This is a genomic window from Bacillus sp. AY3-1 (genome assembly GCF_008368785.1).
In the GTDB taxonomy this organism is placed as follows: domain Bacteria; phylum Bacillota; class Bacilli; order Bacillales; family Bacillaceae_G; genus Bacillus_A; species Bacillus_A wiedmannii.
The window spans coordinates 187,050-213,461 of the sequence record NZ_QORZ01000019.1 but is presented as its reverse complement, the minus strand read 5'-3'; the positions used below and the strand labels follow the sequence as shown (position 1 = coordinate 213,461).

Here is a 26,412-nt window from a genome sequence, read left to right as displayed (position 1 = left end):
GGGGTCTTACTGCCCATTAAAGTCCGATTGGTTCAACTAATAATCAGTGGGGGATGAAGAACCCCCCACTGATTAAAGTTTCACTTTATAGCATTCTTCATTTAAAACATAAAAGAACCGATACTTGTTACATGCAAGCATCGGTTCTTTATACAAAAGTGCCATTTTTTCTTTTATATAAAATAAATATTTCTCCACTTAATCCGTTGTAAGAAACTCCCTCGTTACATCAATAAATTGCTGCAGTGGCACTGTCATCCATTTATCTTTATGCCAAGCAATTTGTGTGTAAATTGGTGAGATTGCACTTTCTACATGTAACTCTTTTATCGTCCCTTCTCGTATATCTTTTTCTACTACTATCGCTGGTAAAACAGCTATTCCTAAATCTGCAATAACACATTGTTTAATTGCCTCTACACTAACGAACTCAATTTTATTTGCTGGATACACATCTTCTGTACGAAGTAGCTCTTCAAATAAAGTCCGGTACGAGCACCCTAGCTCTGTTAGCAACAGCGTCTCACTTTCTAAATCTTTTGTAGAAATGGAAGCTTTCTCGAGTAAATGATGCCCTGAAGCAGCTACTATTTTTAATTCTTCTTTCATAAGCGGCTCCACATGTAAAGCATCTTCTGTTTTACATTCGTCCAAAATAAAGGCAAGATCGACTTTTCCCTCCATCAATTGTTCCTTCGCATCTTTATTGGAATGCGCTGGTTTAAATATAAGTTTTATTTGAGGGAATTGTGCTTTAAACCTCTTTAATATAGAAGGAAGTCTATATGTACATTGACTTTCCTGCGCACCGATTATTAATGTACCTGCTATTCCCTCATCATGTTTCACAGCCATTTTTGCTTCGTTACTGAGTGCAATCATCTTGTCGGCATATAGTTGAAACTTCCTACCTGCTTCAGTTAAGAAAAGGCGTTTTCCTAATCTTTCAAATAACGGCGTACCTAGCTCAGCTTCTAACGTTTTAATTTGCGCTGTTACGCTCGATTGAGCAAAGTTTAATTTCTTCGCAGTTTGTGTAAAATTCAAAGTGTCCGCGGCTATTTTAAATGTAACTAATTGTTTTATCTCCATTTCTCATCCCTCTTTTCAATCGTAAATTTCGATTGATTTCATCGAAATAATCCTCTTTATCTATCGATATTTGTATTGTATGATAAAGAGCATCGACAAACAATATAAATGGAGGTATTCCATATGAAAGCACTTTGTTTCGAACAGTTCGGAAATCCGGATGTACTACAATATAAAGAACTAAATGATCCAATCATAAATCCAAATGAAGTTCTTGTCCGTACGAAAGCAATCGGTTTAAATTTCGCCGACATTTATAGACGCCGCGGTGATTATCATCTCGCTGGCAACCCGCCGTATATATTAGGTTATGAAGGGGCTGGCATTGTTGAAAAAGTAGGAGCTGACGTTACGAATATTAATTCTGGAGATCGTATTACATTTGCTGATGTACCATTTGCTAATGCAGAACTAGTTGCCGTTCCATCTGAGAAAGCAATTATACTTCCAGATTCTATTTCTTTTGAAACAGCCGCTTCTGTCTTATTACAAGGATTAACAGCACATTATTTAACGAAAGATAGCTATGAAATAAAACAAGGTGATATAGCTTTAGTACATGCCGCAGCTGGTGGTGTTGGGCAACTTCTTATCCAAATCATTAAACTACTAGGCGGAACAGTAATCGGCCTCACGTCATCAAAAGAAAAAGCACAAATAGCTACATTAGCTGGTGCTGACCACGTATTTTTATATACGGAAGCATGGCATACGAAAGTAATTGAAATGACAAACGGTGATGGAGTAAATGTTGTATATGAATCCGTAGGTTCTACGTTAGAGGAAAGTTTTAACGCTACTAAAACTGGTGGTACTGTCGTATTTTACGGAATGGCCGGCGGTAATCCTGCGCCTGTTGATCCACGTATGCTTATGGATACTTCGAAAACATTAACTGGCGGAGACCTTTGGAACGTGCTTACTACGTATGAAGAACGTAAAAAGCGCTCTACTCAATTATTTGATTGGATCACTACTAGAAAATTAAACATTGCGAATCCTACTACATTCGCCTTACAAGATGGTGCTCTTGCACATAATTTATTAGAGAGCAGAAAAAGCACAGGGAAGATTTTATTAATCCCGTAATTCACAAATAGAAAAGGAAGCTAGATTTCTCTACCTTCCTTTTCTTATTTTTATATTTCCACACTTTCTTTCCCTTTTGCAACATAACTCATATCTCCAACAGACTCGACTGTGTATGTTCCATCTTGATATACAATCTTCGTCACACTAGCATTTTCTACTCCAAGTTTTGTTTTGCTACTGTCTAACATTTCGATTAAGGTAGTAATCAAGAGCCCATGAACGACAACTAAAACGTTACCGCCACCATTTGCAGCAGATTCTTCACTAATTTTATCAATCTCTTCTTTTATACGAGTAGAAAATAATTCCCAATCTTCCGCCTGTTTCGTAGGGTCTGCTGCTCTAATAAGATTAATCACTTCTTGAATAGAAAACTTCATAAGTTCTTCTGGTGATGCAACGCCTGCAGCTTTTCCAACCACATCCCACATATTTTCAAGTTTTTCACCTTCAAAAATACCAAAGTTTAATTCTCGTAATTTTTTTCTTTTCTCAAGTTTTAACTTTGATTGCTCACTATATTTTAATACTAAATTAGCAGTTTCAATCGCTCGGCCGCTATCACTACTATATGCATTCATAAAATGAACATCTTTTAATCCCGTTCCTAAATTAGAGGCAACTTCCACACCTTTTTCTACTAGCGGGGAGTCTGCCCAGCCTTGCGCGCGATGATTCGTATTTAATATTGTTTTTCCGTGTCTTGTAACATATAACGTAACTACATTCTCATTGCTATCTGTTTCTCGATTCTTCATCATATTCTCTCCCTTTACATTTCTATATCAATTTTACCACCTTAATTATTCATTGAGCAAAATATACGTAAGTGAATTCGCTTAATAAAAAAAGCTATCTTTCTGTATATCTCTACAAAAAGATAGCATCTTTTATGATTACATTTCTTAACTGATATTCCTATTCAGCAAATGCACTCGAATACTGAACAACTCCTTATACACCTTCAAGAGCATTCTCCCTTAATTCCACCACCATAAACACCTCTTCAGGCACTTCAAATGGTGCTTTTATATTCCACTCACTTGCTTTCTTAAAGCCAAATTTCGGATAGTACTCTGGATGTCCTAATACTACAACTGACCCGTATCCAAGTTCTTTCGCTTTTTCTAACGCAGCTCCAATAAGTTTTCCACCAATTCCTTTTTTCTGATGGCCCCTAGCAACTGAAACCGGTGCAAGTGCTAATGATTCTACAGAAGTTGCACCTTGTTCTATCTGTATTTTTGATAACAGAATGTGCCCAACAATTTCTTCATTTACCGCAACGATTGATAATTCAGGAATAAACGCGTCACATTTTCTAATACGACTCACAAGTTCATGTTCTGTTTTATCACTGAATTCTTCTTTTAAAAATGCTTGTTGTACAACTTCTTCTGTTTTTTTATAATCACTTTGTTGTTCTTGTCTAATCGTTACCATTTTAACTTATTCTCTATTCTTTCTTATTTCTTTTTGGATTTTACGAAGCGCTTTTTTCGATCCACGCTCAATATCATGTTGCATTTTTCTTTCTTTATAATCGACAAATAGTGTATTTAAATCGTATCCCTCTGGGTATAATTCTTTTGCTGCTACCTCTAACGTAATACGTTTTACATTCACTTCAACGAATTCACCGTTATAATATACAACGACGTTATAGAAATTATCTATTTCCTTATAGATAATACCAAAATCATCATAATCTAATACATTTACACGATCGCCGATTTTGTACTCGTAATGATTTTCTCTTTTTTCTTGCACAAATTTCGGTTTTCTAATTTTGCTTTCATTCAGTTTTTCAAAACGATATTCTTTATTTTCCATGTACTCTTTCGCTCTTTGCAGTACACGCTCTCTTACGTTCATTTTATTCGCAATCCAAAGCGCATTACTTTCACCTGATTTACCGATTACTAATTTATAAAGTGGTTCTAGCGTCTCACTATTAAATTGCATCGCCGCATTCATAAAATCATCATGCATTTCTGAGAATCGTTTAATTTCACCGTAATGCGTACTTGCAACTGTAGTACATCCTGCAAGATAAAACTCCTCTAAAATAGAAATTGCAAGTGCTGCCCCTTCATTCGGTTCAGTCCCGCTTCCTATCTCATCAAATAATAGTAGCGTATTATTATTTGACATCCTCATAATTTCAGATAGATTTTTCATATGAGATGAAAATGTACTTAGTGCATTTTCGATACTTTGATTATCACCAATATCTACAAATACATTTTCGAAAATAGCAATTTCTGTTTCTTTATCTCCAGCGATGTGCAATCCTGACATTGTCGCTAAAGTTAACAATCCGATTGTTTTTAATACAATTGTTTTCCCGCCTGCATTTGGTCCTGTAATAATTAAACTACGATAGTTTTGACCGATTTCAAAGTGTAACGGTACTACTTTTCCGCTTAAAAGCGGATGCTTACAATTTACTAAATGAATGTAGCCATGATCATTTAACTTTGGCTCTATTCCATTGATCGATTTACTAAACTTCGCTTTTGCAAATACCATATCATACTGACTAATTAATTCCATATTAATTTTTATATGATAAATATTTTCTACTACCATCCCTGATAAAGTCGCTAAAATTTGATACTCTTCCATCGCTTCTTCTGCTTTCAAACTAGCGAGTTCCGCATTTAACTTTGTAACCGTGTGTGGTTCTATAAATACAGTAGAGCCTTTAGCGGACGCTTCAACTATACTTCCCGCAACTTGATTTTTATAAGAAGATTTAATTGGAATTGTATACCGATCATCCTTCTTACTAATAAAGAACTCTTGAATATACTTCTTATTTGCACTACTATTTAAAAACTTCGTTAAGCGCTCTTTTATTTTTCCGTCTACAGAATCAATGTTATTTCGAATTCGTTTTAACTCTTTACTCGCAGCTGCATCAATACTATTACCTTTAATGGAAAAGTTGATTTCCTCTTCAATACTTTTATATTCAGTCATTGAATTCGCATAAGAAGCTAATACTGGCGCAAAAAATTCTTTATCTAACATAAACTTTTTAATCTTTCTACAGCCACGTAAAAAGTCTGAAACACTTACTAACTCTTCAGGATCTAAAATCATCCCTTTTTCTAATTTTTGAATTGTACTAGCAATATTTGAAATACCGAAGAAAGGAACATGCCCTTCTGCATCTACTATAGCTCGCGCTTCTGTCGTTTCATTCAAGCGATTCCTCACTACTTTTATACTCGTACTCGGCTCTAATTTATTTAATAATTCTTTACCTAATCCACTTACACAATAAGATTTCACTATATCCTTTAATTCGTTATATTGTAACTTTTCAAAAGTCATCGTATTCATTTTGTTTCTCCTCACTTTGATTGATTTCTATCATAAATGAAGATACCTACTCATTAGATTCCAATGAGCCCTACATTATTCAATTACCATTTTTATACATTTAAAATATATACAAAAAAGCTGCGGGGATACCGCAGCTTTTACATTTACAAGGCATGTGTAATAACATATGAGGAAATAAGCCATAAAAAAACGGATGGCAATCCTCCTATTACACGCTTTATAAAGTATTGTAGGTATCTTCATAGGTATCGAAATAAATCCATGACAAAATTAGGGGTATGATATACATAAAAATCCCCTGGTCTTATCCGATTTATTTCATTAAATTTTTCCTATTTAGTACCTACCGCACTCACAAAAAGCACCTCTCATTAATTTATATTATAGTCATTGAAATCTAATTTACTGAAATCATCATACTATATGTTTTGTGAGAAGTAAAGGTGTCAGACTATTTCCTTGCAGACTGTAAAGCTTTCATATAATCAACATTTTTCTCAAGTGTCTTTTTCGCCTCTTCAGCCGTTACTATATAATCTACCGGAATATGTTGTAATACATCCTTATTAGCATTTGGCAACTGAATCGTTATATCATCCACACTACTCTTACTATTTTCAATTATCTTATTAAATTCCTGAATACTTCTCGCAAGCTCCGCTAATGTTTCCATATGTGCACGGTTGTTTACGTCCAAAAAGATATTACTTTTGAAAACTGCCGTAACATAATGCTTCGGATGTTTCTTCACTATTCTTTTCTCTGCATCCTTATCGAAAACAATATCCCCCGTCTGCATTTGCTCGAAAGTAAGTAGAGTATTAGTCCCTTTTTCTTCATAATATGTATTGAATCTTTCTCGTAAATCATTTGCTCCTTTTTTTATTTTATAGTTATCATTATTTACCTTCGGAGAACTTCGTCCATCGAAGGATATTTGAAATTGTAAATGCGGTTCATCTACTTGCTGTACATAAGCTGTTCGTGTGTTTGGACCTAAAAAATCCTTACCTTGGTCGGCTATTTCAATTCGATCTAGTTTTACAGAAATACCATGCTCCGATTTTGTATAACTTTGTGCTTTTTGTTCAATTTCTTTATCCGATATATCACATGACGTTAATAGTAATAAACTAAACATTATGCTATATTTCATTATTGTTTTTTTCATATTGCCTCTCCTTTTGCTACTACTGCCTATACAGAAATGTCCTTATGGATTTTAAATTACGATTTATATAAAGAACTTCTTCTCATAACCACAAGTATAAAAACACTCATTTATTATCACTTTACACTTATAGCGTAATTTTACACTGTAAGAATTTTATCGTAAAGCAAATATAATATATATGAAAATCACGTTAAAAACATACTAATATTTAGTTCTATAGCAATCACAATACTATTTTTTATTGTATCGAACTTTAAAGTAATAACTTTAATTTCGCTGCAAAAAAAATTAAATAAGCGCCTCCGCTATTGCGAATGTCATTTACTTTCCCTAATACATTTAATAATTATGACAAGCAATCATAGGAGGTTACTAGATGAGCGAACAATACATCATTTTACATGGGCCCGCTCTTGAACCAAATTTAATTGGTCCCACACTACCACCAATTCCACCATTTACATTTCCGACCGGGCCTACTGGGGTTACAGGACCTACCGGAATTGGAATAACTGGTCCTACTGGGGGTACAGGACCCACTGGAATTGGAATAACTGGTCCTACTGGGATTACAGGGCCTACCGGAATTGGAATAACTGGTCCTACTGGAGCAACCGGTTTAGGGATACTCCCTGTATTTGGAACAATAACTTCTGAAATAGGTATCGGTTTTTCAGCAGTAGTTAATACAAATGTTAACTTTACCATTCCAGGACCTGTTAGTGGAACTACTCTAAATTCAGTAGACAACTCCATTACAATTAATACCACTGGTGTATACTCTGTATCCTTTTCAATCGTATTTGCGATACAAGCTATTTCATCTAGCATATTAAATCTTACAATAAACGATTCGATTCAATTCGCAATTGAAACACGAGTTGGTGGTGGTTCTGGAGTAAGAGCTACATCCGCCAGAACTGATCTATTATCTTTAAACCAAGGAGATGTTATTCGAGTACGAATAAGAGAAGCCACGGGTGACATTATATATTCCAATGCCTCTCTTGTTGTTATAAAGGTCGACTAGCTCTTTTATTACAATAAAGATTCAGGAAAAATAAATTTGCACAATATAAAAAGAAGAGGAAGACTTATATTTCAGTCTTCCTCTTCTTTTTTATCACCAGTTCACTGCTGAACATATATGGAAACTGACCCTCCACTTACATGGAACTGCCCCCATCCGTCCTTATTAATTGTTACAATGTTTGTTTGATTACCCGTCATATCGTACCATACTTCCCCTGCGTTATTCTTTCCAACTTCCATCCACTTTGATCCTCCTGGCCCATCTGAGATTAATGTCGCTAGACCAGAATCCGCATGTACATCATCACCTTCTCTTGTCCATCCAATTACATCTGGATGGTCTAAATAATCACGCTGCGTACCATATGCAAAGTTTTTTCGTGCCGTCAAAATCGGATCAATTTTATCTTTTAATGCTGGAATTTCATAACTACTATTTCCGTTTGTCCCATAGTAATCACCATAGAAAACTGAAGGATAGCCCTCTGCACGAGTTAAAATAAATGCATATGCCAACGGTTTAAACCACGGACTTACTACAGATTCTAATGACTGTCCAGGCTGAGAATCATGATTCTCAACGAGAGTAACTGCAAGTGCAGGGTGATTTTGCATTACTGTTCCATTTAAAATATTTCTCATATCATAATTCCCATTTCCTTTTGAAGCATAATGAAAATTGTAATGCAGTGGTGCATCAAATACAGATTGATTATAATTGACCTTCGCTAAATAATTATTTAAAGTTCGAATATCATTTTGCCAATATTCAGCTACTGTAAACATTTCTTTCCCCGTTTGCTGTCTGACATGATTTACCCAATCGCGTAAATATTCATGATCAATATGTTTAACAGCATCTAAACGAAAGCCATCTAAATTTAATTCATTCGCATACCACTTTCCCCAATTTTTCATCTCATTCGCAACATCTGGATGATCAAAATCAAGATCTGCATACATCAAATAATCATAATTTCCATTCTCGCTAGACACTTCCCAGTCCCATGCTTTACCTATCCCCCTAAATTTATAAATTCGATTTAATTTCCTTCCTTCATCCCAATCCGTTCCGTCAAAATGATACCATTTCCATTTGAAATTAGAATAAGCATCGCCACGCCCTGGAAAGTTAAACCCTGTCCATGCATTAATTTCATAATCACCGGATACTTCAATATTTCGATTGTTACGATCTACCTCGACAACTGTTACAGTTTCAGTATAATCTGCTCCACCTTTGTGATTCATAACTACATCACCATATACAGCAATGTTTTGCTTATGTAAAGCTTCAATTGCAGATTTCAGCTGTGCTTTTGTCCCATATTTCGTCCGCACCGTTCCTTTTTGATTGAATTCTCCCAAATCATATAAATCATACGCTCCATATCCTACGTCATTTTGCGTAGTTCCTTTATATGCAGGCGGTATCCAGACAGATGTAATTCCTTTCTGAGCTAAATTTCCAGCATCCGAACGCAAACGATTCCAATGATTCCCATCATTCGGAGCATACCACTCAAAATACTGCATTAACGTTCCATTGTTAACCGTATCTGCATAAACTTTACTCCCCCCATATATACTAGGTAAATACAAAACAACCGACAAGCCGACTACCGTTATTCTTTTCAACATATTTACATCATCCCCTTCCAAGAAAACGTTTGCATAGTTTATCGGAATTATTATAATATTCGTTCTACAATTAGTAAAGTAGCAATCTCTCACTCTCCCACATTATTTTTTAATCTAACTTCACATATTTAACAAATACTTCAAAGTAGTTTTCATTTCACATCTTATTCAAGATTGTTTACAATTTATCTATAAAAGCATGACGGAGGGATTTCTATGACCGACTTTCAAAAACAATTTTTCGCACGATTACATATAGAAGAAAAACAAAAAGTTTCATTTGAAGATTTACCTAACATTATGTACGCGATGGCACAAACTGTCCCTTTTGAAAACTTAAATATACTCGAAAACAACTTTACAGAAATATCAAAAGAAAATCTAAAAGAAAAAATTTTAGTAAACAACCGTGGCGGTCTTTGTTATGAACTCAATCCTACTATGTACTACTTCCTTAAAGACGCTGGATTTGATGTTCATCTCGTTTCAGGAACAGTGTACAATGCTGCAAATTCTATATGGGCTGTTGATTCTGGACACATCGCAACTGTTTTAGCACATCATAATGAACTTTATTTAATTGAAGTAGGATTCGGATCATACTTACCTCTTACACCTATTCCTTTCTCAGGTGAAGTCATTCACTCCATTACAGGAGATTATCGTATTCGTAAAGAAATGACTGAAAAGGGAAATTACATGTTAGAGATGCGTAAAAACAATGAGTTTTTGGATCAATCTTCTGCTGATGATTGGACGTTAGGCTATGCATTTTATATAGAAGAAGTGGATGAAGAAAAAGCAAATGCAGCACAAGAAATTATCGTTGAACATGAGGGCTCACCATTTAACAAAGTACCTCTTATTGTAAAATTAACTGAAGATGGGCATGCATCTTTAACAAAGGATAGTCTGACAATAGCGAAAAACGGTAAAAAAACGAAAGAAAACGTTACAGATGTGCAATATAAAAATCTTTTACATGCAAAATTCGGAATTACATTATAATTTTTTAAGCCTTGTCATTTTAGCAAGGCTTTTCAATTTTCAGCAGGGATTTTTTGCAATTTGTTGTATTTCATAGTTATATAGGAATATAACTACATATTTAGAAAGGAAATGATTATGACAGAACTTAAAGATCGACTACAAGTAGATGATAAAGAAAAATGGGATTTAACTGATATTTATCATACAATTGAAGATTGGGAAAGCGATTTTCATAAAATTGAAGTATTAACGAAAGAATTACATGAGTTTAATGGACATATTCACGATGGCAATAGTTTATTAGCCTATTTAACAAAGAGCGAAGAAATTTCTAGCATAATATCTTTAATGTTCGCTTATGCACGATTACAATCTGATCTTGATACGCGCGATACTGACGCTCAATCTCTTGTCGATAAAGTATCACAATTACACGTGAAAGTAAGTGCGGCTAAATCTTTCTTTTCCCCATTCTTACTTAGCGTAGATGAAAACACATTACATTCTTACATAGAAGAAGCAGAAGGTTTACAATATTATAAAGAAGACTTATTTGAATTATACCGTTATAAAAAACACGTATTGAATAAAGACCAAGAAGAGATTTTATCACAAATGGGTGAAGCACTTTCCTCCCCACAGCATACATACGGCATGTTAAATAATGCAGATATACTATTTGGTGAAGTGACTACTGATGAGGGAGAAAAAGTTACTTTAACGCGCGGAATGTATGCAAAGTTAATAGAAGATGAAAATCGCGAGAAACGTAAAGAAGCCTATAAAGCTTATTACAAACCATACGTTCAATTAAAAAATTCTATCGCTTCTACTTTATCTGCTGCTATTAAAAATAATGTTACTGTTTCAAAGCTAAGAAAATATCCATCAGCTTTAGAAAAGTCATTATTTGGCGACATGGTTCCGAAAGAAGTATATGAAAATTTAATTGAGACGACGAAAAAAAATATTCAATCACTACATACTTATAATGAACTTCGAAAAGAAAAATTACATGTAGATGAACTACGCCAGTACGACTTGAGCGTTGATTTAGTAGCGGGTGTAAAACAAGACATTCCATATGACAAAGCGTTTGACATGATGATCGAATCACTAGCTCCATTAGGTGAAGAATATATTGAAACATTAAAAAGCTTTAAAGATAAGCGTTATATTGACGTGAGAGAAACGCCAGGAAAACGTTCCGGCGCTTATAATTTTGGTGTATACGGTGTTCATCCTTTCATTCTTTTAAATCATCACGATGATTTAAATAGCCTTTTCACTCTCACTCATGAATGTGGACACAGTATGCATACGCACTACTCACACGGATACCAACCGAGAATTTCTGCACACTATACTATTTTTGTTGCAGAAGTCGCTTCTACAGTAAATGAAGTCCTATTAATTCATCATTTATTAAAAGAAGCAAAAGATACTAATGTACGTAACCATTTAGTAAATCATTTCATCGACAAATTTAAAGGCACTTTCTTTACACAAATTATGTTCGCTGAGTTTGAAAAAATCACACATGAAATGGCGCAGCAAGGTAAACCATTAAATGCCCAAGTCTTTAGCGAAGTTTATGAAAACTTGTTTAGAGCGTATAATGGCGACTCCCTCGTATTTGACGAAGAAGTAAAATACGGCTGGGCTAGAATACCGCATTTCTATCGTCCATTTTACGTATACAAATACGCAACTGGTTTCGCTTCTGCAATCCAAATTGCTGATAAGTTATTGAGCGGCGATCCAAATACTCAAAAACATTATATTGAATTCCTTAAAGGCGGAAGTTCTGACTATCCATTAAACTTACTGAAAAAAGCTGGAGTTGATTTAACTACGCCAGAACCGATTGAAAGTGCACTAAATCGTTTTAGCTCACTTGTTGAAGAGTTTTCAGCTCTATAAAAAAGAAGAGCCTCTCGCTAGAGGCTCTTTCTCTTTCATGCTCCCTTTCCTTCTATTAAATCATTCGCCATTTTCCTAAACTCCTGATTAAACGTATCATTCATACCATTTTGTACGTTAGAGAATAATATTATAAACGTTCGTTTATCCCGGTTAAAATTATTAAATGTATTCCAACCAGCTAATACACCATGATTATGATAATAATCTGGATTAGTATAGAAACTAAACCCATATTTTCTTACAGATGATGCAGTAAACATATCTGATACACTTTGTTTAGAAATCAACTTTCCATCCATAATAGCCTCATCTAATCTTTTCATATCTTCAATAGTCGTATACATTTCACCACACCCATACAGCCAATTCATTTTTAACCGAGGCGCAGCTATTAACTCGTTATCTTTTTTCGTATAACCTTCTGCTAAAAAAATATCTTCAGGGAGAGTTGCACCCATTCCAGATTCATGCATTTCAACAGGCGTAAAAATATTTTCTTTCACATATTCAGCAAGCGGTTTATTCGATATCTTTTCTACAATATACGCAAGCACCATATAATTATAATCTGTATATTTCCAACCAGTCCCTGCAGGAAATTGCAATTTTTGTGCACCAATCCACGTTACTAACTTTAATCGTGACGCCGCATCAACCCTACCTTGTCCCTGATCTGGCAACCCAGACGTATGGGTTAACAAATTTCGTAACGTAATGTTTTTATCTGCCGGAAATGATGGAATATACTTATTTACATTGTCTTCAATATTTAATTTCCCTTTTTCTTTTAGCTGCATAATAGATATTGCAACGACTGTTTTCGTAATAGAACCAATGCGATATTTCGTTCTTGGCGTTGTTACTACTTTATCTTTCACATTCGCATACCCATAACCTTTGCGTAAAATTACATGATCTTTACTAGCTACAAGAACACTCCCATTAAATCCTTTATCTTTTAAATATTGATCTAGTTTTCCAGCTGCAACTTCATAGCGCTTTTTCTCATTCGCATCAACTTCTTGCATACCGTCCTTTTGCTTACTATTTACATTAGAAAATGCCTTTATATCATATTTCTTTCCTTTGTTTACATGTATTAGTGCAACGACACTCCCACAAAAAATAGCAAAAATAAAGAAAACAATTAACCATTTCTTTAGCATAATAGGAACCCTCTTTTATCTAGTTTCACTTAACGCGCATCCATTCTATTCTATATCTTTTAATTTTCGAATATTTCATAATATTATCTATCTATTATTCACCTATTTAAACTAGATTCCTTTTTCTCATATTCAGTTTTTGGCTACTCTCTATTGTATTTCTTTCTTGCAAAATTTCCACCTTACAATCGGATACACCCTACTATAATTTCAACAGCTTATGTAACATTTGTTACACATAATAAGAAATGGAGTTGTTACGATGAAAAATACCGATAAACACAATCGTTTAAATGATATGATGTTCCATTACAGAGTAACAAAAAATAACATAGTTTTAATTGAATATTACGGAAAATAAATTAAAATATTAAAAGGAAATGATGCTGAAAAATTTTTAAACAAAATAAATCATGCACATAACATAACGATACAGAAAAACAACTCATTATGGCTAAAGTAACAGGTAATTTCAAAAGAGGCAATGAACGTCATTGAAAACGAATCTCATTTATTTTTTGATTATACAACATATAAAATAGAAATGTCGCACATTCGGCATTTCTTTAGAATTTCTTCATATAAAATTTACATTACTAACTTTCTTTTATTTTTTGCTTTTACTATATAAACTCACTGCCGAAATACTTAGTAATACCACTATACACAACCACGCACACGTATACCCTTTCTCATCGACAATATAACCAAATAAAACAGGTGCAACAATAATAGCAATTTGATTGAATGTCAGCGCCAAACTAACTGTTATTCCAACAGATTCTTCACTTGCCAATTCAGCAACTTCGACGATAAAAAGACTAAACCAACCAATTGAAAAGAAGCCTAACAATGCGCTGACACCATACAATACTCCACTCGTTACTGTATGTATGCTCATTACTAACAATAGAATCAAACCGATAGAAGCACAGACAGTTATAAATAAAGGTATGCGCCGATTCCCCTTATAAAACACATCACTAATAGCTGCTAATGCAACACGGCCAATCATTCCAGAAAAGAACACAACTGAAAATACTGTTCCGGCTACAATAGATGTAATGGATTGTTCCCTTACTAAAAATTTCATAAAGTGTCCAACTAACACCATTTGTAATGAAATCATGCAAATACCTGTTATATAAATTGGATACAACTCTTTTTTACATATCACTACTTTTAGCTGCATCCATAAAGAATTTTTAATATATTCTTTCCTTACATCCTCTTGGACATATGGCTCTTTATAAAACATAAAAAATAATAAACCTCCAATTATACAAATGCATGCCATACTATTTATCGCATAAGTCACATTATATTGTATTGTAAGAAACGAGATTAAAACTCCCGCTAACGCGCCACCAATCGGTATACCAGCTTGCCTTATTCCCATCGCTAATCCACGATTTTCTTTTGGAAACCATTTTAAAATCACTTTACTTCCTCCTGGCTGGGAAACACTATAAAACATTCCTACTAATAAAAGTACAAATAACAGTCCATTAAATCCACTTACTATATTAGTTAGTAAAAGCGAACCTCCTAGCAAAAATGAACTTATAGAAATTAACAACTTTTCATCATATTGATCAAGTAGCCGCCCAACAAAAAGCATACAAAATAATGGTCCAACATTTACAACACTTACTAACAATCCACTCTCCATATTCGTAAGCACATATTCTTCTTTCCAAAATAACGCCAAAACTCCAACACCATACGTTATAAGCGTCGCTGTTGTTTGAGCAATCGTCGCAACAATTAACATCATCCACTTATAAGTACTTTTCATCCTTTCTTCGATTAACACAATCATCCCTCCACCCCCTTCCATTGTATGAAAGTTCTGATATCACATAAAATAAATATTCATCATATAATCCATCAAAAAAATTGATACCTTTTCGGAGGGATGATTCGTGGACATAAAAGATTTAACTGTATTTTACGAAGTTGCGAAGGAAAATAATATTTCTCACGCAGCTAAAAATTTGAACTATGTACAATCAGGCGTAACAATGCGTATGAAACAACTAGAAAATGAATTAGGTGTGCCTTTATTTTACCGTAACGGAAAAGGTGTAACTTTAACTTCTAACGGTGAGATTTTATTAACATACGCTAAACAAATTATCCACTTAATGGATCAATCTATAAAAGCGGTTCAAAGTAATGGAATCGAGCCTAAAGGCACTTTGAAAATTGGGTGTACAGAATCTACAACTGCGGTAAGGCTGCCATCTATATTAACTGCCTATTATGAGAAATATCCAAAAGTCGAATTAATTTTAGAAACAAATACGACCGAACAACTAATTAGGCTTGTGTTAGAACGAAAACTAGACGGAGCGTTTATAGCTGGAGCTACTCCGCACGCTGAACTTCATACAAGTGTATTTCGTGAAGAAGAATTAGTTCTCATTAGTAAAAAACCTTTACCCTCTCTTACAGACATAGAAAATATGAATTTACTCGCTTTTAGTCACGGTTGCTATTATAGAAGTTTATTAGAAGACTGGCTTCAAGAAGAAGGAATCTCACCTAAACGAGTATTAGAGTTTGGAACAATTGAAGCGATACTCGCATGTGTAAAATCAAATATGGGAGTAGCAATTATGATGAAATCTATTTTAAGTGGTCATGCACATAACTTATCATTCAATCCTTTACCAAATAGATTCAAAAAAGTTCCTACTACTTTTATTACTAGAAAAGATATATATTACTCAGCTGCATTACAAAAATTTATAGAGATGATTTAACAATGCATGGAAAGAAAATACGTGGAATAAAGCGTAAGACAAACATTATGATAGAGCGAATTGAAGAACGTACAAAAACGTTCCCTTCTGCTTTCTATAACGATGAATATTGGTATATGCCTTTACCAGTTTCCCAAGCTTTTATCGATTCGTGTAAAACACCTAGAAAAGTAAAACGATTGTGTATACAATCCTTATTAAATCAAGCAAACCATTTAATAAAAATAAAACCGAGCGATACACATACATATCGAGTTGTTGTTTTAATTTCTATAGAAAGTTTGTGGGATTCGCAGATTATTATATTTAAAAATGAGGGGTACTTTCATAATTTCTTTAATAGAAATAGTGAATTTCAAAAATGGATTCCTCTTTCAAATGAGTCTGATTTTTGGAATACATGGGGAATTTCAATTTGTCCTACTGTCCAAACATTGCACTTTCAAGAAGTCATTTATGATGAGGATACAATCGATGAAAAAGAGATTTGGTTTGTTGGAGAATTATCTTAAAAGAGGAACTTTCAAATGAAAAGCTTCCCTTTTTTCACTTAATAAAATCGCTATATAATGAATTTGTCATTTTACTATATAGGAGGTTTTCACATGGTAATCCCTAAATATCCTGATGTCCCTACTCTTACAAAAAAACAAATCGATCAAATTACAGAAATCACTTTTCTAAAAGAAATAACACCACAAAAATGTGATACCATTTTCGTTTTCGGCGGTTCTCATCCTGGCAATTGGCAAGCTCCACTAAAAGCTTATCAACAAGGTTTAGGAAACCAAATTATCGTTACAGGTGGTACTAGTTTGCATGGCATGAAGCATCCGAGCTGGAATTACGGGGAATTGTCAGAAGCAGAAGTAATTGTAAATAAATTAATTGAACATGGCGTACCAAAAGACGCTATCCTATTCGAGACAAACTTCCTCCATTCTATTGCTAATGTAATGGAAGCAAAAAAGATTTTTGATTTCACAAAGATTAATCGGCTACTATTTGTATGCAAAAGTTTAGGAGCTGGTCGGCAATATAGAGTATTAAAAAAACATCTACCTAATACTGTTACTTGTATTCCATTTACATTTGATACAAGTTTCGATGGTGAGTTTATAATGAATAGATATAATTGGATGGAAGATGAAAAGAGTCGCTCTATGATTTTTGGAGAATACTTGAGAAATGTTTGCTACGGTAGAAAAGGCGGCATTGAGCCACCTGAAAAAGAAGTTCCAGGCTTAGAAGAATATGTATCCTACTACTATAATCTAGCATAATAGAAAAAGGTATACCAAAACGTCGGTATACCTTTTATGCTATCTTACTTATTTTTCTTTTAACACACTATGTAATCGATCAGGGTAATTTGTAAACATTCCTGTAGCACCCCATTTAATTAACAATCGCATATCTGGTTTCTCGTTAATTGTATACGGGTGAATTAACAGTCCATTTTTCCTAGCCATGTTCATATATGACTCATCAATAATTAGTTCTCCGTTATCATTACGTAAGTTCGGTCCAATACCAACTGCATACTTTTTGATTTCTTGAAAATCTTCATTTGTTACACTTTTCGGTTCATGTGTAATGCCAGACCATTCAACAATCTCATTGTTTTCATTTGGATAATACCAAAGCAGTTGAACTAACGGAATATTTTTATTCATACTATGAATCTTTGTTAAACTATCTTTACTAAATGATTGAATCATAACACGGCTAGAAGACATGTTTTGACCTACTAAATTATATTTTTTTAATAAAGCTAATAACTTCTCTTCCATTCCTGGATACACATCTGGTGATTTTGTTTCAATGTAATACTTCATGCTTCTTCCATACTTTTGGAAGATTTCTTCAAGAGTCGGAACTTTTTGACCAACATACTCTTGCTTAGCCTTTTCTGGATAAGCTTTATTGAACCAAGATCCTGCATCTAAGCTCTTTATTTCACTTAATGTTTTATCTCGTACTTCACCTGTACCATTTGTAGTGCGGTCAACTGCTGTATCATGCATTGCAATCAACTGGCCGTCCTTAGTTAACTGAATATCTAATTCCAAATAATCCGCTTTCATTTTTTTCACAAGATCATAAGAAGCAAAAGTATGCTCAGGTGCATGTCCACTTGCTCCACGATGTGCAATGTTTAAAAATTTATTCGTATTCCATTCATGCTTCCCTTCCGCTTTTGCATGAACAGCTCCCCCAGCAAAGATACTTCCCGTCATAAAGAAAATAACGAACGCGCTAATAATTTTTCTCATCCTTCTAACCCTTCCTACGTTGCAAATTTCAACAAGTTAATGAGATTTACACAAAATAGAAGATATACTTTCATTATTTTTATAAGCTTATATGAAAATTCCAATCTTACAAATACAATTCCCCTATGTTATTACGATACTATTTATTTTCTATATCCCTCCTATTCACATGGAACTTCCTATTGATTACAGTTCACCAATAAAAAAAAGCCATAAATTATTTAGAGGACACTATTGTATCCCTAAATAAATTTATGGCTTATCTCAAATATCTCCGGCCTCGATTAACTTGTCGAAATTAATCATACCAAACCTATTAAAATTTGTGAATATTATTTTTTCAGTAAAATGAAGCATATAAGACAATACTTCCGCAGTTACTTAAAATCACATAATAATTTATTCATTACCTCCTCCAGCATTACAGCTGGATTTACCACCGCTTTTTCCGAACGCCATCCAATAAATCCATCTGGTCTAATTAGTACAACTCCTTCATTCTCTATCCCATATAATTCACGAAAAACATTTTCTTGAGCAATAAAGTCTCCGTTTACCCCTACTCGATACATTTTAATAATTATTCCTAATTTAGATGAAACATCAAATACAGCTTCAGCCCAAGAACTATTTTCTACTTCAGTAAGTAATACAAAATTGTTACCGAATAAGTCTAATATAGAAACCTTCTCCCCTTCATACATTCCAAAAAAATGTGGTGCTCGCGTTCCAGGTCTTCCGTTCAACTCTACGATATCCATTCTATGTGGAGTAGCTGAGTCATCTACTATCGCCTCTGAACAATAGTGATACCCAACAGTTACAGCTAATCCATCCATATTATTCAAACTGCCTTCTTCTCTACTTGCAGCACGGAACAATAAACTACTCGCATACTCTGTCGTTAATTTTGCAACAGGATATCTCTCTTTATGATATGTTTCTAACAATTTTGGATCTGCTTTCCCTTTTATAACAGCCGCTAATTTCCAAGCTAAGTTATGCGCATCTTGTATGCCTGTATTTGAACCAAATCCTCCAGTTGGTGGCATAATATGTGCAGAATCACCAACTAAAAAAATGCGATTATCTTGAAATTTTGTAGCAGTACTTTCAGTCGCTTCCCACGGTAAAACACTTACTATTTCTGGTTCAACATTTGTGCTTCCAATTGCAGTTTGCATAATTTGTTTACAACGTCCTATAGTGAAATCCTCTGGTCGCTCTCCTTTTAATGGATCGTAGGATACATGGTAAATCCATCTTCTTTCGTTATCAACTGGAATAAGCGCACCAAGAACTTCCGAATGAAGTACCATAGTAAAACCAAATGCATCTCCCTGTATAAACTCACTTAAATCCGCTTCAAAATAAATATTCATATAATAGCCACCGATTGTACCTCTTCCCTCGGTACGTATCCCTAGCTGCTCACGTATTTTACTTTTCGCTCCATCTGCTGCAATTACATAATCACAATGAATAATACTTTCTTCTTCCGTTTCACGATTCCGAATCGTTGCGATTACTCCATGCTCATTTTGTTCATAAGAAACTAATTCATGATAAAAAGATAATTCTCCGCCTAGTGTTCTCGCTTCTTGTAACATGATCTCTTCTAAAATAATTTGATAACAAGCCGTTTGTTTTGATGGACTAATCTCTTCTATTTTTTGAAGTAACTTTTCATCATTTCCATACTGAGTCGCCCGCATTTTTGCCAATTCTTCCTTATTCGCCTCAGCTATTGTATGAACTGCTATTCTTCCTCGGCAATTTTCTAATGCTTTACCCGCCGATCTAATTCTTTGTTCTAAACCCAATTCTCGAAATAACTCCATCGTACGAAAAGTGATTCCACCTGCTTTTGGATGAATTGCAGTAGACGGGTGCCTTTCAACCAGCGAATAATCAACGTTATGTTTTGCAAGGAATAGCGCAGATGCTAACCCTGATAATCCTCCTCCAATAATTAAAACTGGTACGTAATTCGATTTCATATATTTACCCTCCCATCATTGTTCTGAGCTCAGTGATATAAATATAATCAAAAAAACAACAAAGATATAGACTTATATTTCATTTTGAATTATCATATAGATAGATTACGCCCCAAATTACTTTTACTTTTTCATATATCTATAATCTGCTTGCATTATGCATGTATGAAAGAGTAAAACGAAACAACTCACTTTAGTAAACACCAAAATAATAAAAACACTATAAGCGGTCGTAACCCTATAAGTAGTTATACAGGGTTACGACCGCTTATTTTTTATAAAATCCTTATCCTTTATCTTTTGTAAACAATATATGATGAAATCCTTTTCTATTCCCTCTCATTTTCAACACATATAATTTCATTCGTCTCGATTTTCTTTCCCAATATTGCAGCTCATTCAACAATGATGTAGCATTACCGTATTGATGTAATGGTTCATCATTTTAAACCTTTCGACTAATTACCAGGAGGTAAAGTGATTGAAATGAATAAACAAGAACAATTAAATGTTATAAAAAAAGATTTTATTGATTCCCAAAAAGTATTATTGGCAATTGGCGATGAAACACGTCAAGCTATTTTGTTAGTTCTCATGGAAACGGAATGTCAAACCGGATTACGTGTAGGAGAAATTACGAAACAAACACACCTTTCTCGTCCAGCGGTATCACATCACCTAAGGATTTTACGAGAAGCCGGTATTATTTTAATGCGAAAAGAAGGTACAAAAAACTTTTATTATATTGATATACGTACAAAATTAGGCTTATTAAAAAATCTTGTATTAGATATTGAAAAGCTATTGCACAACTTTTATCCCGCTTTAATGGGCAGTAAGACCCCCACCTCAAAATTCAGTGAAAGCAAAGAAGTTAGGTGGGGGATCAACTGCCCATAAAAGTCCGATTGGTTCAACTAATAATCAGTGGGGGATGAAGAAAATCCCCACTGATTAAAGTTTCACTTTATTGAAATGTGGAGGTATAAGAAATGAAAGCGATGATAATTGATAAGTACGGGAAAGCTCCAATGCGTATGGCAGAGGTACCTACTCCTGAAATAAATGAGTATGAAGTGCTCGCAGAAATTCATGCAGCTAGTATTAACCCCATTGACTTTAAAATACGCGATGGAAAAGTAAAGATGTTACTTAAATATGAAATGCCCCTAATCCTTGGTAATGATTTTTCCGGTGTTATTGTAAAGGTTGGATCAAAAGTGACTCGTTTTGAAGTCGGCGATGAAATATATGCACGTCCAAGAAAAAATAAGATCGGTACTTTCGCTGAATATATAGCCATACATGAGGATGATATAGCCTTAAAACCAAAAAATTTAAGTTTTGAGGAAGCGGCATCGATTCCACTCGTTGGTTTAACATCATATCAAGCACTACATGACATTATGCACTTACAAAAAGGACAAAAAATATTAATTCACGCTGGATCTGGTGGTGTTGGTACTTTCGCAATTCAGTTAGCAAAAATAATGGGCGCTACTGTTACAACGACTGCTAGTGAAGCTGGTGCGAATTTAGTAAAGTCTCTTGGCACAGATGAAATTATTAATTACAAAACAGAAAAATTTGAAGAAATACTAAAAGATTATGATGCAGTATTTGATACAATCGGCGGGACAACACTTGAAAAATCATTCAATATTATAAAAAGCGGCGGCAACATTGTTTCCGTTTCAGGAATGCCAAATGCTCGTTTCGGTAAAGAATTTGGTTCCGGATTATTTAAAACATTCTTATTTTCATTAGCAAGCAAAAAACTTACTGCACTTGAAAAAAAGCATAATGCTCAATATTCATTTTTATTTATGAAGCCAAGTGGGGATCAATTACGTACTATCGCAAACTATATTGAAGCTGGAAAAATCAAACCGGTAATCGATCGAGTTTTCCCTTTTGAAGATACTCAAAAAGCAATGGAATATTCAGAGGCTGGAAGAGCAAAAGGAAAAATAATCGTAAAAATTAAGTAGTAATAAAAACTCCATTTTTTTAAATGGAGTTTTTATATTTGCTGTTAAATAGACATAGTACACTGAAGTCCTTACAATAGATTTTAAGGGGAAATATCATATTATACTTTTAGCTAATTTTACAAAGAATACATACGTACAAATACATAATAAAAAATAAAAAAGGAGGAGCTACAATGACTAAAAATAATGAAGCTGGTTGGAATTTAGATAATAGTTATACAACTTTACCACAATCATTTTATACAGAAATCCCCCCTACTCCAGTAAGTTCACCGGAGCTAGTTAAACTAAATCATTCACTAGCAATATCTCTTGGCTTTAATCCTGAAGAATTGAAAAAAGAAGTTGAAATTGCTGTTTTTGCTGGTAATGCACTCCCAGAAGGAGCTCACCCCTTAGCACAAGCGTATGCCGGTCATCAATTCGGACATTTTAATATGTTAGGCGACGGTCGTGCGCTTTTAATAGGTGAACAAATTACTCCTTCAGGTAAACGTTTTGACATTCAACTGAAAGGTTCTGGCCCTACTCCGTATTCACGCCGTGGTGATGGTCGCGCTGCACTCGGTCCGATGCTACGCGAGTATATTATTAGTGAAGCAATGTACGCTCTTGATATTCCAACTACTCGTAGTTTAGCAGTTGTTACAACTGGCGAACCAACATATCGTGAAACAAAGTTACCTGGAGCAATTTTAACTAGAGTCGCTAGCAGTCATATACGTGTCGGCACATTTCAATATGCTGCAGCTCGTGGTTCTATCGAGGATCTTCAATCACTAGCTGACTATACGATAAAAAGACATTATCCAGAAATTGAAGCTCATGAAAACCGATATACTGCATTACTACAAGAAGTCATAAAGAAACAAGCAAGTCTCATCGCTAAATGGCAACTTGTTGGATTTATACATGGTGTAATGAATACTGACAATATAACGATTAGTGGAGAAACGATTGATTACGGCCCTTGTGCATTTATGGACAATTACGATCAAGGAACCGTATTTAGCTCTATTGATACACAAGGTCGCTACTCATATGGAAATCAGCCATATATGGCCGCGTGGGACCTCGCGCGACTAGCAGAATCTTTAATACCTATTCTGCACGAAGATGAAGAAGAGGCACTCAAGATTGCTCAAGACGAAATTTCAAAATTTAGCGTACAGTATGAAAACCAGTGGTTCCTTGGAATGAAAAAGAAATTAGGACTATTTAGCAACGAGGAACAAGATCACTCACTTATTGAGCAACTTTTAAAAATGATGGAGAAACATAAAGCGGATTACACAAATACATTCCGTTCATTAACTCTTGATACGATCGAAAATACAACCCTATTTGAAAGTCCAGAATTTAAAGAATGGTTCAAACTGTGGCAATCTCGATTAGAAAGACAAGAAGAATCGAAAGAAAATGCCTACGAGATGATGAAAAATAATAACCCATCCATCATCCCTAGGAACCACCGTGTAGAAGAAGCACTAGAAGCAGCTGTTACAAATGACGACTATAGTGTAATGGAGAAACTTCTTGAAGCCTTATCAAACCCTTATGCGTATTCTACAGATCAAGAAGAATACTGCGTTCCGCCTGCACCGACGAATCGTCCTTATCGTACTTTTTGTGGGACTTGATTGTTTAATATGTAAAAAGGTGTGTTCATACAAATTGTGTGAACGCACCTTTTTTATACTCTCTCCTCCGCTCTTTCTTTAGCCCAAAATAAAATCCACTCTATTCCAATGAGCTTAATAATAACTCTACTATACAAATGTTGAGAAATATAAAACATCATTTCTAAATATTATTATTTTTGATACTATGTTTTATAAGAATATTCAAAAAGCGAGGGGATTTCATGAACGTTCAACTACAAGGTAATGAACAAGTTACGAAATTATTTAATGACTGGTATTTAGCTATGCTTAAACAAGATGTGTCTCAGGCGACAACCTTAAAGCATGAAATTGAGGAAAAGGAACTAAACTTTGAGAAAGATGAAAACTTAGCATTATACTATTCTCTATTAAATTTTCGTTTCAAAGTTTTAACTGATGGTTTAAGCATTACAAAAGACAGTTTCAATAAGATAGATTCTTACGCGATTTCACCTAATCACCAACTTTCTTACTACTACCATTTATTTAAAGCGATTCATGCTACTTTAACAACAAATTATAATTTAGCAAGTGAACATTATGAAAATGCTGAAAAGCTATTAGTTAATGTTTCAGATAAACTAGAGGAAGCAGAATATAATTACCGATTCGCTATCTTTAATCAACATTTTTATAAACCTATTGAAGCAATTCAACATGCTAATAAAGCTCGAGAAATATTTTTCATGTATAGAGATTATGAAAAAAATGTCGCTTCATGTGAAAGCGTTATAGGTGCATCATGTGTACAATTAAGACAATACGAGCAAGCTGAAGAACACTACAACTCCGCAATCAATATTTTACAAAAACAAAATGAAGAATCTTTACTTTTAAGAGTTCGTAATAATTTAGGCTGGCTATATGCCAATCAAAACCTATCAACACTGGCTATTCGCCATCTATCTGAAGTAACGACAAAAATGCCTACGCATTTTAAAGCGATTTTCTTACAGGCAAGGGAACATTCTAAACTTGGTGAAATAAATATCGCTTCAGAACTTATAAAAAAAGGATTAAAAATTTGTACAGAACTTAACAATGAAGAATATATGCTTCACTTTAAAATTTTAGAGTCCCTTAACAATAACGAGTCAACTGAAGACTTAGAAAAAATTATTCTTGAAGGAATTGCGTATTTCGACAAAGAATCTTTATATAACTACACTCAGGAATATTCAGAAAAGTTAGCCATTAAACTTTACGATGAAAATAATCATATAAAAGCAAGTGAGTATTTTCATAAAGCGTTACAAGCAAAAGAAAAAACGTTTGAGAAAGGGGCATTAAAATGATAAGAAAAATTGGTTCCATCTTATTAGGATTATCTGTTATCGGAATTGTGTCTATTGGGGTAAATAGTTCGTTTACATATCAAGCAAGTCATGCAGATTTCCCTGCACCACAAAGGCCTGACCTTGTTCAATCCGTTGACGTAGGTAAAGACTATAACTCAACAACAACTGAAAAAACACTTTAAAAAACGAAAGACCTTCAATTCAGAAGGTCTTTTTTAATACGTTTATTTAGAATGTTTCCCTTTCAAGTAAACTCTATTTTCTCATCAACTCCGCAACCCCTCTACTCCCCTCACTTCCAACTTTCTCAAGTTCCTCCACAACTAAATTCCGTCTCTCTACAGAATGATTTTGACTTAACTTCGCTTTTCCTTCTATTTTACTAATCTTAATTTTAAAACCAACTATCCCTTTACTTAATCCTGCCATATAATTCGGGTCTACATCATTAAGTGAGTACGTACTCTGTGGCTCTTCATATTTATGTACTAAATCTTGAAGAGAACCTATTAATTCCTGTTCATCCTCAACAATTTCCAATTCTCCATATACATGCACTGCAACGTAATTCCATGTTGGCACTGCATTGTTTGTTTCATACCACGACGGCGATATGTAGCTATGTGGTCCTTGGAATATAGCTAATACTTCTTGATTCCCACTATCTTTCCACTGTTCATTCGGACGTGCGAAATGTCCATGTAAAGTTAAAGTCTCCCTATTTAATAACAACGGCAAATGCGATGCATATGGTTCCCCGTTATGTTGAGAAAATAATGTCGCAAAGCTATTTTGTTCAATTATTCCGTACTTCATCTCTTCATCTTGTATTGCGAAATATTTTGGTATGTACATAAGCTCCCTCTTTTCCAATATTTTCTTTTTTATTTCCTATTATATTTAGTAATCGCAGCAATCAACAGGGACAGTTTGTCATTATTTTAT

Annotated in this window: 22 protein-coding genes and 2 pseudogenes; 13 read left to right on the top strand and 11 right to left on the bottom strand. The window is 34.3% G+C overall.

The window, feature by feature from the left end; all coding sequences use genetic code 11:
* Positions 1–198: 198 nt before the first annotated feature.
* Positions 199–1,092, bottom strand: coding sequence for a LysR family transcriptional regulator (locus tag DN389_RS21055; RefSeq protein ID WP_106102525.1), 894 nt, complete (start codon positions 1,090–1,092; stop codon positions 199–201).
* 123 nt (positions 1,093–1,215) lie between these two features.
* On the opposite strand from DN389_RS21055, the gene DN389_RS21050 reads away from it, so the two are divergent.
* A complete protein-coding gene (locus DN389_RS21050) occupies positions 1,216–2,181 on the top strand; it encodes a quinone oxidoreductase family protein (protein ID WP_149237559.1) in 966 nt (321 codons plus the stop codon).
* 50 nt (positions 2,182–2,231) lie between these two features.
* On the opposite strand, the gene DN389_RS21045 is transcribed toward DN389_RS21050, so the two are convergent.
* The 4 genes from DN389_RS21045 to DN389_RS21030 all read right to left on the bottom strand — a co-directional run bounded on the left by DN389_RS21045 (position 2,232) and on the right by DN389_RS21030 (position 6,709).
* Entirely contained in the window at positions 2,232–2,942 is a 711-nt protein-coding gene (locus tag DN389_RS21045) for a histidine phosphatase family protein (protein WP_000797116.1), read from the bottom strand.
* 196 nt (positions 2,943–3,138) lie between these two features.
* Entirely contained in the window at positions 3,139–3,627 is a 489-nt protein-coding gene (locus tag DN389_RS21040) for a GNAT family N-acetyltransferase (RefSeq protein ID WP_149237558.1), read from the bottom strand.
* 6 nt (positions 3,628–3,633) lie between these two features.
* The gene (locus tag DN389_RS21035; protein WP_149237557.1) at positions 3,634–5,535 is read right to left on the bottom strand and encodes an endonuclease MutS2; all 1,902 of its coding nucleotides are present in this window, start codon (positions 5,533–5,535) and stop codon (positions 3,634–3,636) included.
* A 454-nt stretch (positions 5,536–5,989) separates the two neighbouring features.
* A complete protein-coding gene (locus DN389_RS21030; protein ID WP_060487841.1) occupies positions 5,990–6,709 on the bottom strand; it encodes a hypothetical protein in 720 nt (239 codons plus the stop codon).
* Between the two features lie 379 nt (positions 6,710–7,088).
* Between DN389_RS21030 and betA the strand changes: the two genes are divergently transcribed.
* Positions 7,089–7,742, top strand: coding sequence for a collagen-like exosporium glycoprotein BetA (gene betA, locus DN389_RS21025; RefSeq protein ID WP_149237556.1), 654 nt, complete (start codon positions 7,089–7,091; stop codon positions 7,740–7,742).
* A 101-nt stretch (positions 7,743–7,843) separates the two neighbouring features.
* On the opposite strand, the gene amyS is transcribed toward betA, so the two are convergent.
* Complete coding sequence (gene amyS / locus DN389_RS21020) at positions 7,844–9,385, bottom strand: alpha-amylase (RefSeq protein ID WP_098803072.1); 1,542 nt, start codon at positions 9,383–9,385, stop codon at positions 7,844–7,846.
* A gap of 216 nt (positions 9,386–9,601) precedes the next feature.
* Here amyS and DN389_RS21015 point away from each other — a divergent pair, with 216 nt between their 5' ends.
* The gene (locus DN389_RS21015; protein WP_098191118.1) at positions 9,602–10,393 is read left to right on the top strand and encodes an arylamine N-acetyltransferase family protein; all 792 of its coding nucleotides are present in this window, start codon (positions 9,602–9,604) and stop codon (positions 10,391–10,393) included.
* A gap of 117 nt (positions 10,394–10,510) precedes the next feature.
* On the top strand, positions 10,511–12,298 hold the full coding sequence (gene pepF / locus DN389_RS21010; protein ID WP_149237555.1) for an oligoendopeptidase F: 1,788 nt from the start codon (positions 10,511–10,513) through the stop codon (positions 12,296–12,298).
* Positions 12,299–12,333: 35 nt separating this feature from the next.
* On the opposite strand, the gene DN389_RS21005 is transcribed toward pepF, so the two are convergent.
* Positions 12,334–13,467 (bottom strand): serine hydrolase domain-containing protein, encoded by a 1,134-nt coding sequence (locus DN389_RS21005; protein WP_098191120.1) that lies wholly within the window; start codon positions 13,465–13,467, stop codon positions 12,334–12,336.
* 262 nt (positions 13,468–13,729) lie between these two features.
* Here DN389_RS21005 and DN389_RS28890 point away from each other — a divergent pair.
* Positions 13,730–13,965, top strand: a pseudogene (locus DN389_RS28890) (hypothetical protein).
* A 109-nt stretch (positions 13,966–14,074) separates the two neighbouring features.
* Here the strand turns inward: DN389_RS28890 and DN389_RS20995 are convergent.
* Positions 14,075–15,307, bottom strand: a complete 1,233-nt coding sequence (locus DN389_RS20995; protein WP_149237554.1) for an MFS transporter — start codon at positions 15,305–15,307, stop codon at positions 14,075–14,077.
* A gap of 85 nt (positions 15,308–15,392) precedes the next feature.
* Here DN389_RS20995 and DN389_RS20990 point away from each other — a divergent pair, with 85 nt between their 5' ends.
* The 3 genes from DN389_RS20990 to DN389_RS20980 all read left to right on the top strand — a co-directional run bounded on the left by DN389_RS20990 (position 15,393) and on the right by DN389_RS20980 (position 17,518).
* The gene (locus DN389_RS20990) at positions 15,393–16,235 is read left to right on the top strand and encodes a LysR family transcriptional regulator (RefSeq protein ID WP_149237553.1); all 843 of its coding nucleotides are present in this window, start codon (positions 15,393–15,395) and stop codon (positions 16,233–16,235) included.
* A 2-nt stretch (positions 16,236–16,237) separates the two neighbouring features.
* Entirely contained in the window at positions 16,238–16,747 is a 510-nt protein-coding gene (locus tag DN389_RS20985; RefSeq protein WP_098191122.1) for a DUF3916 domain-containing protein, read from the top strand.
* A 93-nt stretch (positions 16,748–16,840) separates the two neighbouring features.
* The gene (locus DN389_RS20980; protein ID WP_149237552.1) at positions 16,841–17,518 is read left to right on the top strand and encodes a YdcF family protein; all 678 of its coding nucleotides are present in this window, start codon (positions 16,841–16,843) and stop codon (positions 17,516–17,518) included.
* A gap of 48 nt (positions 17,519–17,566) precedes the next feature.
* Here DN389_RS20980 and DN389_RS20975 read toward each other — a convergent pair whose 3' ends face one another.
* Positions 17,567–18,511 (bottom strand): glycerophosphodiester phosphodiesterase, encoded by a 945-nt coding sequence (locus DN389_RS20975; protein ID WP_149237551.1) that lies wholly within the window; start codon positions 18,509–18,511, stop codon positions 17,567–17,569.
* A gap of 377 nt (positions 18,512–18,888) precedes the next feature.
* On the bottom strand, positions 18,889–20,511 hold the full coding sequence (locus tag DN389_RS20970) for an FAD-dependent oxidoreductase (RefSeq protein ID WP_149237550.1): 1,623 nt from the start codon (positions 20,509–20,511) through the stop codon (positions 18,889–18,891).
* A 477-nt stretch (positions 20,512–20,988) separates the two neighbouring features.
* Here DN389_RS20970 and DN389_RS20965 point away from each other — a divergent pair.
* The 5 genes and pseudogenes from DN389_RS20965 to DN389_RS20945 all read left to right on the top strand — a co-directional run.
* Positions 20,989–21,330, top strand: a pseudogene (locus DN389_RS20965) (ArsR/SmtB family transcription factor); the annotation flags it as partial.
* A 173-nt stretch (positions 21,331–21,503) separates the two neighbouring features.
* On the top strand, positions 21,504–22,502 hold the full coding sequence (locus DN389_RS20960) for an NADP-dependent oxidoreductase (protein WP_098191126.1): 999 nt from the start codon (positions 21,504–21,506) through the stop codon (positions 22,500–22,502).
* A gap of 176 nt (positions 22,503–22,678) precedes the next feature.
* Positions 22,679–24,145 (top strand): protein adenylyltransferase SelO, encoded by a 1,467-nt coding sequence (locus DN389_RS20955; protein ID WP_098191127.1) that lies wholly within the window; start codon positions 22,679–22,681, stop codon positions 24,143–24,145.
* Between the two features lie 224 nt (positions 24,146–24,369).
* On the top strand, positions 24,370–25,464 hold the full coding sequence (locus tag DN389_RS20950) for a response regulator aspartate phosphatase (RefSeq protein WP_149237548.1): 1,095 nt from the start codon (positions 24,370–24,372) through the stop codon (positions 25,462–25,464).
* Entirely contained in the window at positions 25,461–25,649 is a 189-nt protein-coding gene (locus DN389_RS20945) for a Phr family secreted Rap phosphatase inhibitor (RefSeq protein ID WP_088081842.1), read from the top strand. The genes DN389_RS20950 and DN389_RS20945 overlap by 4 nt, the downstream gene beginning before the upstream one ends.
* Before the next feature lie 73 nt (positions 25,650–25,722).
* Here the strand turns inward: DN389_RS20945 and DN389_RS20940 are convergent, their stop codons facing one another.
* The gene (locus tag DN389_RS20940; RefSeq protein ID WP_149237547.1) at positions 25,723–26,322 is read right to left on the bottom strand and encodes an FMN-binding negative transcriptional regulator; all 600 of its coding nucleotides are present in this window, start codon (positions 26,320–26,322) and stop codon (positions 25,723–25,725) included.
* Positions 26,323–26,412 lie beyond the last annotated feature (90 nt).

What these genes read in the sequence shown, in the direction of transcription:
- betA (WP_149237556.1), top strand. Translation starts at nt 7,089, where the DNA reads ATGAGCGAACAATACATCATTTTACATGGGCCCGCTCTTGAACCAAAT.
- DN389_RS21030 (WP_060487841.1), bottom strand. Translation starts at nt 6,709, where the DNA reads ATGAAAAAAACAATAATGAAATATAGCATAATGTTTAGTTTATTACTA.
- DN389_RS20945 (WP_088081842.1), top strand. Translation starts at nt 25,461, where the DNA reads ATGATAAGAAAAATTGGTTCCATCTTATTAGGATTATCTGTTATCGGA.
- DN389_RS20950 (WP_149237548.1), top strand. Translation starts at nt 24,370, where the DNA reads ATGAACGTTCAACTACAAGGTAATGAACAAGTTACGAAATTATTTAAT.
- DN389_RS20995 (WP_149237554.1), bottom strand. Translation starts at nt 15,307, where the DNA reads ATGGAAGGGGGTGGAGGGATGATTGTGTTAATCGAAGAAAGGATGAAA.
- DN389_RS21040 (WP_149237558.1), bottom strand. Translation starts at nt 3,627, where the DNA reads ATGGTAACGATTAGACAAGAACAACAAAGTGATTATAAAAAAACAGAA.
- DN389_RS20955 (WP_098191127.1), top strand. Translation starts at nt 22,679, where the DNA reads ATGACTAAAAATAATGAAGCTGGTTGGAATTTAGATAATAGTTATACA.
- DN389_RS21015 (WP_098191118.1), top strand. Translation starts at nt 9,602, where the DNA reads ATGACCGACTTTCAAAAACAATTTTTCGCACGATTACATATAGAAGAA.
- DN389_RS21045 (WP_000797116.1), bottom strand. Translation starts at nt 2,942, where the DNA reads ATGAAGAATCGAGAAACAGATAGCAATGAGAATGTAGTTACGTTATAT.
- amyS (WP_098803072.1), bottom strand. Translation starts at nt 9,385, where the DNA reads ATGTTGAAAAGAATAACGGTAGTCGGCTTGTCGGTTGTTTTGTATTTA.
- DN389_RS20940 (WP_149237547.1), bottom strand. Translation starts at nt 26,322, where the DNA reads ATGTACATACCAAAATATTTCGCAATACAAGATGAAGAGATGAAGTAC.
- DN389_RS21035 (WP_149237557.1), bottom strand. Translation starts at nt 5,535, where the DNA reads ATGAATACGATGACTTTTGAAAAGTTACAATATAACGAATTAAAGGAT.
- pepF (WP_149237555.1), top strand. Translation starts at nt 10,511, where the DNA reads ATGACAGAACTTAAAGATCGACTACAAGTAGATGATAAAGAAAAATGG.
- DN389_RS21050 (WP_149237559.1), top strand. Translation starts at nt 1,216, where the DNA reads ATGAAAGCACTTTGTTTCGAACAGTTCGGAAATCCGGATGTACTACAA.
- DN389_RS21055 (WP_106102525.1), bottom strand. Translation starts at nt 1,092, where the DNA reads ATGGAGATAAAACAATTAGTTACATTTAAAATAGCCGCGGACACTTTG.
- DN389_RS20980 (WP_149237552.1), top strand. Translation starts at nt 16,841, where the DNA reads ATGGTAATCCCTAAATATCCTGATGTCCCTACTCTTACAAAAAAACAA.
- DN389_RS20985 (WP_098191122.1), top strand. Translation starts at nt 16,238, where the DNA reads ATGCATGGAAAGAAAATACGTGGAATAAAGCGTAAGACAAACATTATG.
- DN389_RS21005 (WP_098191120.1), bottom strand. Translation starts at nt 13,467, where the DNA reads ATGCTAAAGAAATGGTTAATTGTTTTCTTTATTTTTGCTATTTTTTGT.
- DN389_RS20975 (WP_149237551.1), bottom strand. Translation starts at nt 18,511, where the DNA reads ATGAGAAAAATTATTAGCGCGTTCGTTATTTTCTTTATGACGGGAAGT.
- DN389_RS20960 (WP_098191126.1), top strand. Translation starts at nt 21,504, where the DNA reads ATGAAAGCGATGATAATTGATAAGTACGGGAAAGCTCCAATGCGTATG.
- DN389_RS20970 (WP_149237550.1), bottom strand. Translation starts at nt 20,511, where the DNA reads ATGAAATCGAATTACGTACCAGTTTTAATTATTGGAGGAGGATTATCA.